Annotated in this window: 15 protein-coding genes; 9 read left to right on the top strand and 6 right to left on the bottom strand. The window is 65.9% G+C overall.

Annotated elements, in window-relative coordinates; translation table 11 throughout:
- Window positions 1-2 precede the first annotated feature (2 nt).
- Complete coding sequence (locus C6W92_RS00075) at window positions 3-1,565, top strand: phosphate ABC transporter substrate-binding/OmpA family protein (RefSeq protein WP_129431051.1); 1,563 nt, start codon at window positions 3-5, stop codon at window positions 1,563-1,565.
- A gap of 26 nt (window positions 1,566-1,591) precedes the next feature.
- Here C6W92_RS00075 and radC read toward each other — a convergent pair whose 3' ends face one another.
- From radC to dnaK, 3 genes are read right to left on the bottom strand one after another with little or no spacing between them, the layout of a single operon-like run.
- Entirely contained in the window at window positions 1,592-2,338 is a 747-nt protein-coding gene (gene radC / locus C6W92_RS00070) for a DNA repair protein RadC (protein ID WP_129431287.1), read from the bottom strand.
- Window positions 2,339-2,394: 56 nt separating this feature from the next.
- Entirely contained in the window at window positions 2,395-3,558 is a 1,164-nt protein-coding gene (gene dnaJ, locus C6W92_RS00065) for a molecular chaperone DnaJ (RefSeq protein ID WP_129431050.1), read from the bottom strand.
- A gap of 60 nt (window positions 3,559-3,618) precedes the next feature.
- Window positions 3,619-5,532: a molecular chaperone DnaK gene (gene dnaK, locus C6W92_RS00060; protein WP_129431049.1), complete on the bottom strand. Its 1,914-nt coding sequence runs from the start codon at window positions 5,530-5,532 to the stop codon at window positions 3,619-3,621.
- A 202-nt stretch (window positions 5,533-5,734) separates the two neighbouring features.
- Here dnaK and C6W92_RS00055 point away from each other — a divergent pair, with 202 nt between their 5' ends.
- Entirely contained in the window at window positions 5,735-6,358 is a 624-nt protein-coding gene (locus C6W92_RS00055; RefSeq protein WP_241691028.1) for an alpha-ketoglutarate-dependent dioxygenase AlkB, read from the top strand.
- Between the two features lie 25 nt (window positions 6,359-6,383).
- On the opposite strand, the gene C6W92_RS00050 is transcribed toward C6W92_RS00055, so the two are convergent.
- Window positions 6,384-7,205, bottom strand: a complete 822-nt coding sequence (locus C6W92_RS00050; RefSeq protein WP_129431048.1) for an ABC transporter permease — start codon at window positions 7,203-7,205, stop codon at window positions 6,384-6,386.
- Window positions 7,206-7,339: 134 nt separating this feature from the next.
- Here C6W92_RS00050 and cysQ point away from each other — a divergent pair, with 134 nt between their 5' ends.
- The 5 genes from cysQ (at window position 7,340) to C6W92_RS00025 (ending at window position 11,909) form a co-directional block, all read left to right on the top strand.
- Window positions 7,340-8,137 (top strand): 3'(2'),5'-bisphosphate nucleotidase CysQ, encoded by a 798-nt coding sequence (gene cysQ / locus C6W92_RS00045; protein WP_129431047.1) that lies wholly within the window; start codon window positions 7,340-7,342, stop codon window positions 8,135-8,137.
- 2 nt (window positions 8,138-8,139) lie between these two features.
- On the top strand, window positions 8,140-8,940 hold the full coding sequence (locus C6W92_RS00040; RefSeq protein ID WP_129431046.1) for a manno-octulosonate cytidylyltransferase: 801 nt from the start codon (window positions 8,140-8,142) through the stop codon (window positions 8,938-8,940).
- Between the two features lie 39 nt (window positions 8,941-8,979).
- Window positions 8,980-9,828 carry a bifunctional allantoicase/(S)-ureidoglycine aminohydrolase gene (locus C6W92_RS00035; RefSeq protein WP_129431045.1) on the top strand — a complete coding sequence of 283 codons (849 nt, stop codon included), beginning with the start codon at window positions 8,980-8,982 and terminating at the stop codon, window positions 9,826-9,828.
- Between the two features lie 88 nt (window positions 9,829-9,916).
- Complete coding sequence (galU, locus tag C6W92_RS00030; protein ID WP_129431044.1) at window positions 9,917-10,810, top strand: UTP--glucose-1-phosphate uridylyltransferase GalU; 894 nt, start codon at window positions 9,917-9,919, stop codon at window positions 10,808-10,810.
- Window positions 10,811-10,883: 73 nt separating this feature from the next.
- On the top strand, window positions 10,884-11,909 hold the full coding sequence (locus tag C6W92_RS00025) for a glycosyltransferase family 2 protein (protein ID WP_129431285.1): 1,026 nt from the start codon (window positions 10,884-10,886) through the stop codon (window positions 11,907-11,909).
- Here C6W92_RS00025 and C6W92_RS00020 read toward each other — a convergent pair.
- Together C6W92_RS00020 and C6W92_RS00015 are read right to left on the bottom strand one after the other, a co-directional pair.
- On the bottom strand, window positions 11,906-12,499 hold the full coding sequence (locus C6W92_RS00020; protein ID WP_129431043.1) for an HD family hydrolase: 594 nt from the start codon (window positions 12,497-12,499) through the stop codon (window positions 11,906-11,908). The two genes, C6W92_RS00025 and C6W92_RS00020, sit on opposite strands and share 4 nt — an antisense overlap.
- A 28-nt stretch (window positions 12,500-12,527) precedes the next feature.
- Window positions 12,528-13,442 (bottom strand): FkbM family methyltransferase, encoded by a 915-nt coding sequence (locus C6W92_RS00015; RefSeq protein WP_129431042.1) that lies wholly within the window; start codon window positions 13,440-13,442, stop codon window positions 12,528-12,530.
- A gap of 155 nt (window positions 13,443-13,597) precedes the next feature.
- On the opposite strand from C6W92_RS00015, the gene C6W92_RS00010 reads away from it, so the two are divergent.
- Both C6W92_RS00010 and C6W92_RS00005 read left to right on the top strand, forming a co-directional pair.
- Window positions 13,598-13,930 (top strand): hypothetical protein, encoded by a 333-nt coding sequence (locus tag C6W92_RS00010; protein WP_129431041.1) that lies wholly within the window; start codon window positions 13,598-13,600, stop codon window positions 13,928-13,930.
- A gap of 72 nt (window positions 13,931-14,002) precedes the next feature.
- On the top strand, window positions 14,003-14,264 hold a 262-nt coding region (locus C6W92_RS00005), incomplete at its 3' end, for an adenosylhomocysteinase (RefSeq protein WP_164989145.1).

Here is a 14,264-nt window from a genome sequence, read left to right as displayed (position 1 = left end):
ACATGGCGGGACTGCGTGCGGCCAGCCTCGCCGCACTATTCATGGCGGTTTGCGCCGGGCCGGTCGCGGCGCAGGATGTGCTGTTGCGGTCGCATGACGGAACGGTCGCGATAGAAGGCGACCTGCTCGGATTCGACGGCGAGTTCTACCGGGTCGAAACGGTCTATGGCGAATTGACGATCGATGGCTCGGGCGTGACATGCGAAGGTCCGGGCTGTCCCGATCTTGAGGCTTTTGTCGCACGTGCGGTGTTCTCCGGCGCGCCGATCATCGGGCAGGTACTGTTGCCGTCGTTGCTCGAGGCGTTTGCCATCCGTGATGGATACGTGCTTCGGCGTCATGACGCGGACAGCGACAGTGCGCGCCTGACCCTCCATGCGCGTGGCGAGGATGCAACGCTCCTGGGCGACTTTCGTTTTCGGCTGACCACCTCGGATGAGGGCCTCGCCGACCTGCTCGCGGGCGAGGCCGACATCGCGATGAGCCTGCGCGAGGCGCGCGGCGAAGAGCTGGACCGCGCGCGCGAGGCGGGGCTGGGCGACCTCACGACACCGGCGCGGATGCGGGTGCTGGCGCTCGACGCGCTGGTGCCGGTCGTGGCCCCCGCCAACCCGGTTCAGAGCCTGAGCCTGCAGGACCTGTCACATATCCTCTCGGGCGAGATCACCAACTGGGCCGCGCTCGGCGGCCCCGACGCACCCATCGACCTGCATCTGTGGGCGCCCGACACCGGGATCGGCCAGGCTACCGCCGATCAGGCCATGCTGCCCGAGGGCTGCGATCTGCCGGACCACATGATCCCGCATCGCGACGGCGCGGCGCTTGCGCGCGCCGTGGTGGCGAATCCTTTCGCGTTCGGCCTCACGCCGCGCTCGGAACAGGGCGAGGCCTGGGAGCTGGCGCTGACCGGGCCGTGCGGATTTGCGCTGCGGGCGAATCGGCGGACGGTCAAGACCGAGGATTATCCGCTGACCGCGCCGCTGCTTCTTTACCTTCCGGCACGCCGGATGCCCAAGATCATCCGCGACTTCATCGCCTATGTTGACGATCCGTCCGCGCAGCTTGTCATCCGGAGGGCGGGGTTCGTGGATCAGGCACCCGAGGAGATCGGCATCGCGCGGCAGGGCGACCGGTTTGCCAATTCCATCGCGATGGCCGGGGAGGAGACTGGCCTCGATGAGCTCAAGCGCATGGTCGGGCTGCTGGCTCCGCTCAGGCGGCTGACCACGAGTTTTCGATTCGAGGCGGGTTCGGCGCGACTCGACGTGCAGTCGCGGTCGAATGTCGAGCGGCTGGCCGACGCGCTGCAACTGGGGCTATACGACAACCGGCGACTGGTTTTCGTCGGGTTCTCCGACAGCGAGGGTCCGGCAGCGGCCAACCGCAAGATCGCGTTGCGCCGCGCGCAGGCGGTTCGCGACGCGGTGGTGGCGATGTCGGAAACCGCCCGCCTCGACCGGGTGGATATCGCGGTGGATGCCTTTGGCGAGGCGATGCCGATGGCCTGCGACGATACCGCCTGGGGCCGGCGGGTGAACCGCCGGGTCGAGGTCTGGGTGCGGTGACGCCGCCGTGACGCTGCCGTGACCCGTTACAGGTAGCCCTCGGCGCGAAAGCTGGCCTCGGCCGATTTGCCGATGATGACGTGATCGTGCAGCACCAGCCCAAGCGCGTCGGCAGCGCGCGCGACCTCGGCGGTCATGGAGATGTCGGCCTGCGAGGGGGCGGGATCGCCGGAGGGGTGGTTATGCACGAGGATGAGCGCGCTGGCATCGAGCAGCAACGCGCGCTTGATCACCTCGCGCGGGTAGACCGGAACGTGATCGACGGTGCCGCGCGCCTGTTCCTCGTCGGCAATGAGCACGTTCTTGCGGTCGAGGTAGAAGACGCGAAACTGCTCGGTCCCGCGATGCGCCATGCTGGTACGGCAATAGTCGATCAGCGCGGTCCATGACGAGATCGCCTGACGCCCCATCACGCGGGATTGTGCGAGCCGGTGAGCGGCGGCCTCGACGATGCGCAACTCGGTGATGACCGACGCGCCCACGCCGCCCACCTCCGATAGCTGTTCGGACGGGGCCGAGAGCACACCCGCGAAATCGCCGAACCGCGTGAGCAGGGCATGGGCGATGGGCTTGACGTCGCGGCGGGGGATGGCGCGGAAGAGCACCAGTTCGAGCATTTCGTAATCCGGCACCGCCGCGGCCCCACCCGCGAGGAACCGGTCGCGCAGGCGGCGGCGGTGGTCGCGGATATAGGGCGGGTGCCGCTCAGCTGGCACCGGGGCCGTGGAGAAGAGCGGCAGGCAGGCATCGGAAAAGGCGGGCGGCGTCTGCATACCGGGCAGCATCGCGCACCCGCCTTACCAGGAGGTTAACGGCTGACGGCTGCCCGTCAGCTTTTCATCGAGTCCCAGAAATCCTTGACCGAGGAGAAGAAGCTCTTGCTCTCGGGGTTGTTGTCCTCGCTCATGGTCTCGAACTCGCGCAGCAGTTCCTTCTGGCGGCTGGTGAGGTTCACCGGGGTCTCGACCGCGAGCTCGATGAACATGTCACCCTGCCCGCCGCCGCGCAGCGCCGGCATACCCTTGCCGCGTAGGCGCATCTGGCGACCCGATTGCGAGCCGCCGGGGATCTTGACGCGCGAGCGGCCGCCGTCGATCGTTGGCACCTCGATATCGCCGCCCAGCGCGGCGCGCGTCATCGACACCGGCACGCGGCAGAACAGGTTGGCCTCTTCGCGCTCGAATATCTCGTGCGGGGCAACCTCGATGAAGATGTAGAGATCACCCGCGGGGCCGCCGCGCATCCCCGCCTCGCCCTCGCCTGACAGGCGGATGCGGGTGCCGGTCTCGACGCCTGCCGGGATGTTGACGCTGAGCGCGCGTTCCTTGGGCACGCGGCCCTGGCCCTGGCATTCCTTGCACGGGTTCTTGACGATCTGGCCAAGTCCGCCGCAGGTGGGGCAGGTCCGCTCTACCGTGAAGAACCCCTGTTGCGCGCGCACCTTGCCCATGCCCGAGCAGGTCGGGCAGGTGCTGGGCTGTGCCCCGCCCTCGGCCCCCGATCCGTCACAGGCGTCACATGTGGCGGCACTGGTGACCTTGATCGTCTTCTGCAAGCCGGTATAGGCCTCTTCGAGCGTCACGCGCATGTTGTAGCGCAGGTCGGCACCGCGCGCGGCGCGCTGGCGTCCGCCGCCGCGTCCGCCGCCCATGAAATCGCCGAAAAGATCGTCGAACACGTCGGAGAAGGCGGAGGCGAAGTCGCCCTGGCCGGGCCCGCCGCCAAAGCCGCCGCCGGGCCGTGGCCCACCGCCGCCGCCCATGCCGCCCTCGAAGGCGGCATGACCGAACCGGTCATAGGCCGCTTTCTTCTCGGGATCCTTCAGGACGTCATAGGCTTCGCCCGCTTCCTTGAACTGGCGCTCGGCGTCGGCGTTGTCCTTGTTGCGGTCGGGATGCAGCTCCTTCGCCTTCTGGCGATAGGCCTTCTTGATCTCGTCCGCCGAGGCCCCCTTGGACAGGCCGAGCACCTCGTAATAGTCGCGTTTGGCCATCTGGGATCTCCTTCAAGCGCAGGCCGGGGCCGCAAGGGCCCCGGCGCAAGGCGTATCGCCTCAGTGGCGCTTGTCGTCGTCGATGTCCTCGAAATCGGCATCGACGATGTCATCCTCACCCGGCCCGGAATCGGCGGAGTTGACCTCGTCCTCGTCCTCCTGCTGGCTGGCCTTGTAGATGGCTTCGCCAAGCTTCATCGAGGCCTCGGCGACGTTCTGGATACCGGCCTTGATCTTGTCGGCGGTGGCGTCGTCCTTTTCGAGGTCTTCCTTGAGCGCGGAAATGGCAAGCTCGATCGCCTCCACGGTCGTCGGATCGACCTTGTCGCCGTGTTCCTCGAGGGATTTTTCCGTCGAGTTGACAAGGCTTTCGGCCTGATTGCGGGCCTCGACGAGTTCGCGGCGGGCCTTGTCGGCCTCGGCGTTCTCCTCGGCCTCCTTGACCATCTTCTCGATATCCTCGTCCGTCAGGCCGCCCGATGCCTGGATGGTGATCTTCTGCTCCTTGTTGGTGCCCTTGTCCTTGGCACTGACATTGACGATGCCGTTGGCGTCGATATCGAAGGTCACCTCGATCTGCGGCATGCCACGGGGCGCGGGCGGGATGTTCTCGAGGTTGAACTGGCCGAGCATCTTGTTGTCGGCAGCCATCTCGCGCTCGCCCTGGAAGACGCGGATCGTCACGGCCGACTGGTTGTCCTCGGCGGTGGAGAAGATTTGCGACTTGTTGGTCGGGATCGTGGTGTTGCGGTCGATGAGACGCGTGAACACACCGCCGAGCGTCTCGATGCCGAGGCTGAGCGGGGTCACGTCGAGAAGAACCACGTCCTTGACGTCGCCTTGCAGCACGCCTGCCTGAATGGCGGCGCCCATCGCGACGACCTCGTCGGGGTTGACGCCCTTGTGCGGCTCGCGCCCGAAGAACTTGGTCACTTCCTCGATCACCTTGGGCATCCGCGTCATGCCGCCGACGAGCACGACCTCGTCCACCTCGGAGGCGGAGATGCCGGCATCCTTGAGCGCTGCCTTGCACGGCTTGATCGACGCGGTGATGAGGTCGTTCACGAGGCTTTCGAGCTTGGCGCGGGTGAGCTTGACCACCATGTGCAGCGGCTGGCCGTTGGAGCTCATCGAAATGAACGGCTGGTTGATCTCGGTCTGGCTAGAACTCGACAGCTCGATCTTGGCCTTCTCGGCGGCCTCCTTGAGGCGCTGGAGCGCCATCTTGTCCTGCGTCAGATCTACGCCGTGTTCCTTTTGGAATTCCTCGGCGAGGTAGTTGACGATGCGCATGTCGAAATCCTCGCCGCCGAGGAACGTGTCCCCATTGGTGGATTTCACCTCGAAGAGACCGTCGTCGATCTCGAGGATGGTCACGTCAAACGTGCCGCCGCCGAGGTCATAGACGGCGATGGTGTGGGTGTTTTCCTTTTCGAGACCGTAGGCAAGCGCGGCCGCCGTCGGCTCGTTGATGATGCGCAGCACCTCGAGGCCGGCGATCTTGCCGGCGTCCTTGGTGGCCTGGCGCTGGGCGTCGTTGAAATAGGCGGGAACGGTGATGACGGCCTGCGTCACCTCCTCGCCGAGATAGCTCTCGGCGGTTTCCTTCATCTTGCCGAGGATGAAGGCGGAAATCTGGCTGGGCGAATATTTCTCGCCGCGTGCCTCGACCCAAGCGTCGCCGTTGCCACCGTCGATCACGGCAAAGGGCATGTTCTTCTTGTCCTTGGCGAGATCGGAATCGTTCACCCGACGACCGATCAGGCGTTTTACGCCGAAGATCGTGTTTTCCGGGTTGGTCACCGCCTGCCGCTTGGCGGGCTGGCCGACGAGCCGCTCGCTCTCGGTAAAGGCGACGATGGAGGGGGTGGTGCGGGCACCTTCCGAGTTCTCGATCACGCGGGGCTGGCTGCCATCCATGATCGCGACGCAGCTATTGGTGGTCCCGAGGTCGATACCAATCACTTTGGCCATGTTTTCGATCCCTTCTTAATTCAGGCGATGTGGCGGAGCCCCGACCCGTTTCGGCATCGGGCCCCCGGATTTGTGACGCGGAGCGGCAAGGCCGTCCCGCGGTTCGTGGGCTATATAGGCAGGGCGGGTCAGCCCTGCAAGCATTCCGGCTTGCGCTTTGCGGTCAATTCGACCCGATTGCCACAGGGACCCTGCGCGTGCGATGAAAAAAGCCGCCATGATCGACCCGACCTTCACCTTGCGCGGCGCCGCGCTCTACCGTGGCTGGCTCGCGTCCGACGCGCAGGCGCGGCTCGTTGCGGAGGTGCGCGCGGTGGTGATGGCGGCGCCGCTCTTTCGCCCCATCACGCCCTCGGGCAAGGCGATGAGCGTGCGCATGACCTCGGCGGGGCGGCTGGGCTGGATCAGCGACCGCAAGGGTTATCGCTACGAGCCGCGCCACCCCGATGGCATGGAATGGCCGCCCGTGCCCGAAACCGCGCTTGGCGTCTGGCGGGCGCTGGTGGAAGGGCGGCGCGATCCCGATTGCTGCCTGGTGAATTTCTACGAGCCGGAGGCGCGCATGGGGATGCACCAGGACCGCGACGAGGCCGATTTCGACTGGCCCGTGGTGTCGATCTCGCTGGGCGACGAGGCGCTGTTTCGCGTGGGCAACACGATCCGCGGCGGGCCGACCGAATCCGCCTGGCTGCAGTCGGGCGATGTCATCGTGCTGCGCGGCGCGGCGCGGCTCGCCTATCACGGGGTGGACCGGCTTCGCCCGGGCTCGTCGCGGCTGTTGCGCGGGCCGGGACGCATCAACCTGACCATGCGCGCCGTCACCTGAGACGGACAGGACGCGGACCAAGGCGTCAGCGCCGCGCACTCCACGACAGCGAGGCGTGGCGGCGCGTGTAGAACTCGCCTATCAACCCGAGCATGACGAGGCAGATGCCGATATAGATCGGGTACATCAACGACGTCTTGTGCGGGAAGTAGTTGATGAACACGTAGCCGCGCGCCTGGTCGATGTTGTGAAACAGCGGGTTCCAGGCAAACATCTTGTACATGGTGGGTGGCAGCATGTTGACCACGAACATCTTGCCAGAGGCGATCATGTTGGCGCGCTGGTAGATTGTGGTGAACAGCTTGACGAAGGTGGGGAACCACGGCTTGAGCGCCAGCAGCACGAGCCCCGCGCCGACCCCGGTGAACCACGCCACAAGCACCATGCCGTAGGCATAGGCCGGCTGGTAGATGGTGATCGGCTTGAAGCCGACGTGGTACACGAACAGCACGATGATGAGCGACAGCGTCTGGATATAGAGCGATCCGAGTGCCGCGGAAGAGATGGTGATCGCGGTATTCATGGGCGCGTGCTGCATCATCGGCGAGGCGGGCCCCTCTGAGCCCACGACCGCGCCGAGCGCCTTGATATGCGTGATGTACAGGAAAATTCCCGACATCATGAACAGCAGGAAATCGCCGCGCAGTTTGACCGATTTGATGCCCAGCACCGTGAAGAACAGGTAGAAGGCAATGACCATGATGATGACGGTCAGGATGTTGATTCCGAGCGCCACGATGGCGTTGCCGTGCTGCTGGCGGATGCTGCGCACGGTGGCGTGGTAGATCAACTCTAGGATCACGACCGCCGAATGCAGCGAGGACGACGGTCGGACGGTCTTGAACATGCGCTGTTGCCTCGTTCCCGGCGACCCCTGTGGCCGGTTCCTTGCCGATCCGCACCGAACCTAGCATAAGGGGCATCGATTGATCCATCCACTAGTGCCGCAAAGTGGCGCAAATCAGGCAGGGGAACGACGATTTGGAGCAGGAACGATTGATCGCGGAAATGCGCCGGCTGGCGATCGCCGCGGGCGCGCGGATCATGGAGATCTACGGGGGCCCTGATTTCGAGGTGAAGGTGAAATCCGACGCAAGCCCGGTGACCGAGGCCGACGAGGCGGCGGACGCGTTAATCTCGGCAGGGCTGCGCGCGGCATTTCCCGATGTGGCGCTGGTCACCGAGGAACAGGCCGCCTCGCACGGGCAGAGCGTGACGAGTTTTCTCATCGTCGATCCGCTGGACGGAACCAAGGAATTCATCAACCGGCGGGGGGATTTCACCGTCAACATCGCCTGGGTCGAGGACGGCGTACCGGTGCGCGGAATCGTCTATGCGCCCGCGCGGGGCCGCATGTTCTACACCCTGCCCGATGGCCGCGCCGTCGAGGAGGCGGGGCCATTCGATCTCGACACACCCGGCGCGCAGAGCCCGCTGCGCGTTTCGCAGCCGGACAATGCCGCGCTCATGGTGGTGGCGTCCAAATCGCATCGCGATCAGGCCACCGACGATTATATCTCGCGCTACAATGTGCGCGACATGACGAGCGCTGGCTCTTCACTCAAGTTCTGCCTCGTGGCGAGCGGCGAGGCCGATCTCTACCCGCGCCTGGGGCGCACGATGGAATGGGACACCGCCGCCGGTCACGCCGTGCTGGCGGGTGCGGGGGGGCGCGTGCTGCGCTTCGATGATCTGACGCCGCTTACCTATGGCAAGCCGGGGTTCGCAAACCCGTTCTTCATCGCCTGCGCGCCGGGCGTCGATCTCGCGGAGGGTTGAGCGTGGGCGTGCTAGTCGTCATCCCCGCGCGCTATGCCTCGACCCGCTATCCCGGCAAGCCGCTGGTGCCGCTGAAGGGCGCGGGAGGCGTGGCGCGCACGCTGATCGAACGCTCGTGGGCCGCTGCTTGCGCGGTGCCGGGCGTGGACCGCGTGGTGGTGGCGACCGACGACGCGCGTATCCGCGACGCGGCGGAGGGATTCGGCGCCGAGGTTGTGATGACGCCTGAAACCTGCGCCAACGGCACCGAGCGCTGCGCTGCGGCCCATGCCGCGCTGGGCGGTGGATACGAGGTTGTCGTCAACCTTCAGGGCGATGCCCCGCTTACCCCGCCGTGGTTCGTGTCGGACCTCGTGGCCGGGCTGCGCGCCGATCCGGAGGCCGGCGCGGCGACGCCGGTGCTGCGCTGCGACGGGCGCGCGCTGAACGGCTTTTTGCAGGACCGCGCCGAGGGGCGTGTCGGCGGCACCACCGCCGTTTTCGACCGCCTGGGCCACGCGCTCTATTTCTCCAAGGAGGTGATCCCTTTCACCCCTGACCGCTACGACGATACCGATGCCACGCCGGTGTTTCATCATGTCGGCGTCTATGCCTATCGTGCGGCGGCGCTCGCGGCCTATTCGGGTTGGGAGGCGGGGCCGCTCGAAGGGCTGGAAGGGCTGGAGCAGTTGCGTTTTCTCGAGAACGGACGCGCGATGCTCTGCGTCGAGGTGGAGGCCCGCGGGCGGCAGTTCTGGGAGCTCAACAATCCCGAGGACGTGCCGCGCCTGGAGGCAATGATGCGAGAGATGGATATCGCCTGAGCGCTGCACCGCGCCGGGCCATTCGGGAGAGACCATGCCATGACCGACCGTTCCTACCACGCGCCCGAGGGCGGGCTTCCGCCGCAGACCCGGCTGATGACCGGGCGCGCGGTGTTTACCGAGGCCTATGCCGTCATTCCCGGCGGCTGCATGAGCGATATCGTCGCAAGCCTGCTGCCGTTCTGGGAGGGTGCGCGATTCTGGGTGCTGGCGCGCCCGATGTCGGGCTTTGCCGAGACCTTCTCGCAGTATATCGCAGAGATCGCCCCCGGAGGCGGAAGCGATCGCCCCGAGACCGAGCCGGGCACCGAGGCGGTGCTCTTTGTGCTGGATGGAGCGATGCGTCTCCATATCGGCGAGGAGGCGCATGATCTGGGGCCGGGCGGTTATGCCTACATCCCCCCCGGCGCCGAGTGGCGGCTGCGCAACGCGGGCGATGCGCCGCTGCGCTTTCACTGGTTTCGCAAGCATTATGTCGCGGTCGAGGGGCTCGATGCGCCGCCGCCCCTGGTGCTTGACGAGCGCGAGATCGCGCCCGTGCCGATGCCCGACACAAACGGCGCATGGGCGACGACGCGCTTTGTCGATCCCGAGGATCTGCGCCACGACATGCACGTGACCATCGTCACGTTTCAGCCCGGCGGCGTGATCCCCTTCGAGGAGACGCACGTGATGGAGCATGGGCTCTACGTGCTCGAGGGCAAGGCCGTCTATCGGCTCAACCGCGACTGGGTCGAGGTCGAGGCAGGCGATTTCATGTGGCTGCGCGCGTTCTGTCCCCAGGCCTGCTATGCCGGGGGACCGGGGCCATTTCGCTATCTGCTCTACAAGGACGTCAACCGACACATGCCGCTGGCGGCCCCGCCGCGCGCCCCGGTTGTGAGATGACAAAAAATGCCCACAGTTTCACCTTAACCTTATACAAATACGCCACCATTTATGTATTGTAGCGCAAAATTCCATTCAGGAGCAGTTTATGCGTAAACGAGTAACCAAGGCGATCTTTCCGGTGGCGGGCCTCGGGACACGGTTTCTTCCGGCGACGAAGTCGGTGCCCAAGGAAATCATGACGCTGGTTGACCGCCCGCTGGTGCAATACGCCATCGACGAGGCGCGCGCCGCCGGGATCAAGGAATTCATCTTCGTCACGTCGCGCGGCAAGAACGCGCTCGAGGATTATTTCGACAATGCCCCGCAGCTCGAGCAGGAGCTGCGCAAGAAGGGCAAGGACGAGCTTCTCGATATCCTCAAGTCCACCAACATGGACAGCGGCGAGATCGCCTACATACGCCAGCACAAGCCGCTCGGCCTCGGCCACGCGGTGTGGTGCGCGCGTCGCTTCATTGCCAACGAGCCCTTTGCCGTGATCCTGCCCGATGACGTGATCGCCGCGGAAAAGCCCTGCCTGCAGCAGATGGTCGAGGCGTTCGAGGAGACCGGCGGCAACATGGTCGCCGCGATGGAAGTGCCCGACGACAGGACCAACGCCTACGGTATCCTCGACGTCAAGGAGGACATGGGCAGCATCGTCTCGACCAAGGGCATGGTGGAAAAGCCCGAGGCAGGCACCGCACCGTCCAACCTCGCGGTGATCGGGCGTTATATCCTGACGCCCACGGTGCTGCAGAAACTGAACAAGAAACAGACCGGCGCGGGCGGCGAAATCCAGCTTACCGACGCGATCGACGCGGCGCGCGAGGATGGCGAGGAGGTCTACGGCTACCGCTTCCGCGGGCAGCGTTTCGATTGCGGGTCCAAGGCCGGGTTCCTTCAGGCGACGGTGGCGTTTGCCCTGGCGCGCGACGACTTGCGCGACGATCTGTGGAACTACATCTCCGATACGGTTTACGCCGACAAAGCGGCGCAATAGGCGGGCGCGTGGACGCTGGACTTTGCGATCGGAACCGCCGACCCTGAAACCGGGCAAGAAGGGGCGGCAGGCGGTGCGCGAGACCTTGAAAGACCTGATCCTGGCCTACCGGTTGCGCTGGCGGCGGCGCAGGCTGCTGGCGCGGGCGGTGACAAAGCGGCGGCAGCTGCGCGCCGTCATCGACAGAACCGGGGGCATCGGGGCGGATGACATCCTGTGCTTTGCCACGATGCGCAACGAGGCGCAGCGGGTCGGGCATTTTCTCACCCATCACCGGCGTCTCGGCGTGGATCACTTCCTGATCGTCGATAATGCCAGCGACGATGGCACGCGCGACCATCTCGCCAAGCAAGACGACGTGTCGCTCTGGACCACGGCGCACAGCTACAAACGGTCGCGATTCGGGATGGATTGGCTGACATGGCTCATGATGCGGCACGGGCACGGGCATTGGTGCCTGACGCTCGATGCCGACGAATGCCTCGTCTACCCCTATCACGAGACACGGCCCCTGCCCGCGCTCTGCGACTGGCTGGAGCGCCAGGGGCGTGCGTCCTTCGGCGCGCTGATGCTCGACATGTATCCGAAAGGGCGGCTCTCGACGCAGTGCCACGCGCCCGGCGACGACCCGTTCCACAGCCTGTGCTGGTTCGACGCCGGCAATTACGGGCTGCGGCGCAAGGCGGACTTGCAGAACCTCTGGATACAGGGCGGCCCCCGCGCGCGCCTGTTCTTTGCCACCGAGCCGCGCCGCGCGCCGACGATGGGCAAGGTGCCGCTGGTGAAATGGCACTGGCGCTATGCCTATGTCAGCTCCAGTCACAGCCTGCTGCCGCGGCGGCTCAACCATGTCTATGCCACCGACGGGGGCGAGTTGACCTCCGGGGTGCTGCTGCATTCGAAATTCCTCGACACGGCGGTGGTCCGCGCGGGTGAGGAAAAGCACCGGCAGGAACATTTTGCCAATAGCGCGCTATACGACAGATATTACGATGCGCTCGCCGCCGACCCGGACCTGTGGTGCCCGCGTTCCACCCGGCTCGCCGGTTGGCGGCAGCTCGAGGCGCTGGGATTGATGTCACGGGGCGGATGGATCTAACCCATCTCCGCGATCAGCGCCTTGTGTCGCACGAGATAGGCCGCGCGCGTCTCGACCGGGGGGCGCAGGCTCAGGCTCAGGCCCTCCATTAGTGCGCTGTCGGGCTTGCCGAAGAAGCGGTCGGCCTCGGCCACGGTAAACCCGGCGATTTCGGTGGCCTCCATCCAGGCGCTGACCTTGTCGGCGCGCTTGATCTGTCGCTTCACCTGCGCGGGCAGTGTGGCGGGTAGGCCGAACCGCAGATGCACCGCCGCCGCGAGCCGCTTGTCGAGCTCGTCATAGCCCGGCCCAACCGCGTTCTTGACCGGCGAGATCATGTCGCCGATGACGTATTCCGGGGCATCGTGCAAGAGCGCCGCGAGCCGCCATTTTGACGGTGCGCGCGGTGCTAGCCGGGAATAGAGCCGCTCCACCAGCAGAGAGTGCTCGGCCACCGAATAGGGAAAATTCCCCAGCGTCTGGCCATTCCAGCGCGCGACGAAGCTCAGCCCATGTGCGATATCCTCAATCTCGATATCGACGGGCGTGGGATCGAGCAGGTCGAGCCTGCGGCCCGAGAGCATCTTTTGCCAGGCGCGGGGTTTGGGCATGGGGGCTCCGGTCTTTGGGTGACCCTGATTAGCGGGACTGCGGGAGATTTGCAAAGCGCGCGGCGATGGCGGCGAGGAGCGGCGAACCCTCCCTGGCGGCGATGTAGTTGTAGCCCTTGAACGGATCGCTTTTGAGGGTGCGGATGGAGGCGAGGTCCGGCATGGAAACAAGGCCGTTTCCGGCGAAATAGAGCCGCATGTCGGGCTGATCCAGCAGGTACGCGCTGACCGTGCAGTCCGGATCGTTTCCGTGATCCTCGTAGATCAGCACGGCGCCGTCCTTGAGCGCGCGGGCGGCACCGTCGATGGCCGAGATCTCGGCCCCCTCGACATCGAGCTTGATGAGCGCGGGCTGGCCTGCGGGCACGAGATCATCGACGGCTAGTGTGGTCACGGTCTCGACATGATCCTGAGCGCGCGTGGGTCCATCGCCCGCGAGCCGGGCAGAGGCGTGGCTGAGATGGGTGTTGACGAATTCCAGCGTATTTCCTGAGCGCCCATGAATCGCCGCGCGGTGCAGGGTGACGTTGGGAAGGTGCCCGGCATTGGCCTGTAACGCGGCAAAGGTGGCATTCGAGGCCTCGACCGCGATGACACGGTCAAAGAGCGGTGCGGCTCGGGTGGTCCAATAGCCCTTGTTTGCGCCAAGATCGCAAAAGAGAGCGGCGGCCCCGGCGGCGGCGCGAAGGACGGCGGCGACCTCGGGCTCGTAGGGCGCGCGCCAGAGCGCGAATCGCGTCCAGTAGCCGTCATCGAGTGCGATGCGATAGGGCGGAGCGCCGTCCTCGTGCAGCCAGACCGCCGTGCCAGAGGGAAACACCCACCCAAGCCCCCGCGCAAAACGGCCATAGAGACCGCGCGTCACCGCGACGCGGAAGAGCGCCATCAACAGGGCGTATTGCAGCCGCGCCGCGGGGCCGGAAAAGGTGAGGTGGCGTGTCATCCACCCGAGGTAGCCCCGAAGCGTGCCCGGCACCAGAGGCACACGGGCGCCTCGCGCGGTTGTGCGCCGAATTTTAGTGCGGCGTGGCGCCGCCGTTCCCAGATTCTGGGCAGGAGGCCGCGCAACCCGCGCGCCCGGCATCAATGGAGGACACCATGTTCAAACGTCTTTGTTCCACCGCACTCATCTTTGGCGCCGCCGCGCTTGCCCCGCCGCTTGCCCCGCCGCTTGCGGCGCAGGCGCAGGCACAGGGCGTGGCCTGCCTGCCACGCGATGCGCTCGTCGAGCGGCTTGAAGGCCGTTACAAGGAAAGCCCTGCCGGGGGCGGCTTGCAGAACCCGCAGCAGTTGCTCGAGGTCTGGGCCTCGGAAGAGACCGGCAGCTTTACCGTTTTCGTCACGCGTCCCAACGGGGTGAGCTGTATCGTGGCGACTGGTCAGAACTGGACCGGGGCCACCACCGCCGCCGTCGGGGGTGTGGCGGGGTGATCGCGCATTGCCCAATCGGGGGGCGAGTGCTATCTGCCTCGCGATATTGCAACGCAAGGAGCCACCCCCCGAATGGCACAGGATTATATCGTCAAGGACATCGCGCTCGCGGGTTACGGCCGCAAGGAACTCGACATCGCCGAAACCGAGATGCCGGGTCTGATGGCGCTCCGCGCGGACTATGGCGAGGACAAGCCGCTCAAGGGCGCGCGGATCGCCGGCAGCCTGCACATGACCATTCAGACCGCCGTGCTGATCGAGACGCTGGTGGAGCTGGGCGCGAGCGTGCGCTGGGCGTCGTGCAACATCTTCTCCACCCAGGATCACGCCGCGG

Origin of the sequence: Roseovarius sp. A46 (assembly GCF_004126395.1) — a bacterium.
Taxonomy (GTDB): Bacteria; Pseudomonadota; Alphaproteobacteria; order Rhodobacterales; family Rhodobacteraceae; genus Roseovarius; species Roseovarius nitratireducens.
Note: the sequence above shows the minus strand (reverse complement) of the source record. Positions and strands in the feature narration are given on the sequence as shown.

Coding starts and splice junctions, on each gene's coding strand:
- C6W92_RS00075 (WP_129431051.1), top strand. CDS start 3: ATGGCGGGACTGCGTGCGGCCAGCCTCGCCGCACTATTCATGGCGGTT.
- radC (WP_129431287.1), bottom strand. CDS start 2,338: ATGCAGACGCCGCCCGCCTTTTCCGATGCCTGCCTGCCGCTCTTCTCC.
- dnaJ (WP_129431050.1), bottom strand. CDS start 3,558: ATGGCCAAACGCGACTATTACGAGGTGCTCGGCCTGTCCAAGGGGGCC.
- dnaK (WP_129431049.1), bottom strand. CDS start 5,532: ATGGCCAAAGTGATTGGTATCGACCTCGGGACCACCAATAGCTGCGTC.
- C6W92_RS00055 (WP_241691028.1), top strand. CDS start 5,735: ATGAAAAAAGCCGCCATGATCGACCCGACCTTCACCTTGCGCGGCGCC.
- C6W92_RS00050 (WP_129431048.1), bottom strand. CDS start 7,205: ATGTTCAAGACCGTCCGACCGTCGTCCTCGCTGCATTCGGCGGTCGTG.
- C6W92_RS00035 (WP_129431045.1), top strand. CDS start 8,980: ATGACCGACCGTTCCTACCACGCGCCCGAGGGCGGGCTTCCGCCGCAG.
- galU (WP_129431044.1), top strand. CDS start 9,917: ATGCGTAAACGAGTAACCAAGGCGATCTTTCCGGTGGCGGGCCTCGGG.
- C6W92_RS00020 (WP_129431043.1), bottom strand. CDS start 12,499: ATGCCCAAACCCCGCGCCTGGCAAAAGATGCTCTCGGGCCGCAGGCTC.
- C6W92_RS00015 (WP_129431042.1), bottom strand. CDS start 13,442: ATGACACGCCACCTCACCTTTTCCGGCCCCGCGGCGCGGCTGCAATAC.
- C6W92_RS00010 (WP_129431041.1), top strand. CDS start 13,598: ATGTTCAAACGTCTTTGTTCCACCGCACTCATCTTTGGCGCCGCCGCG.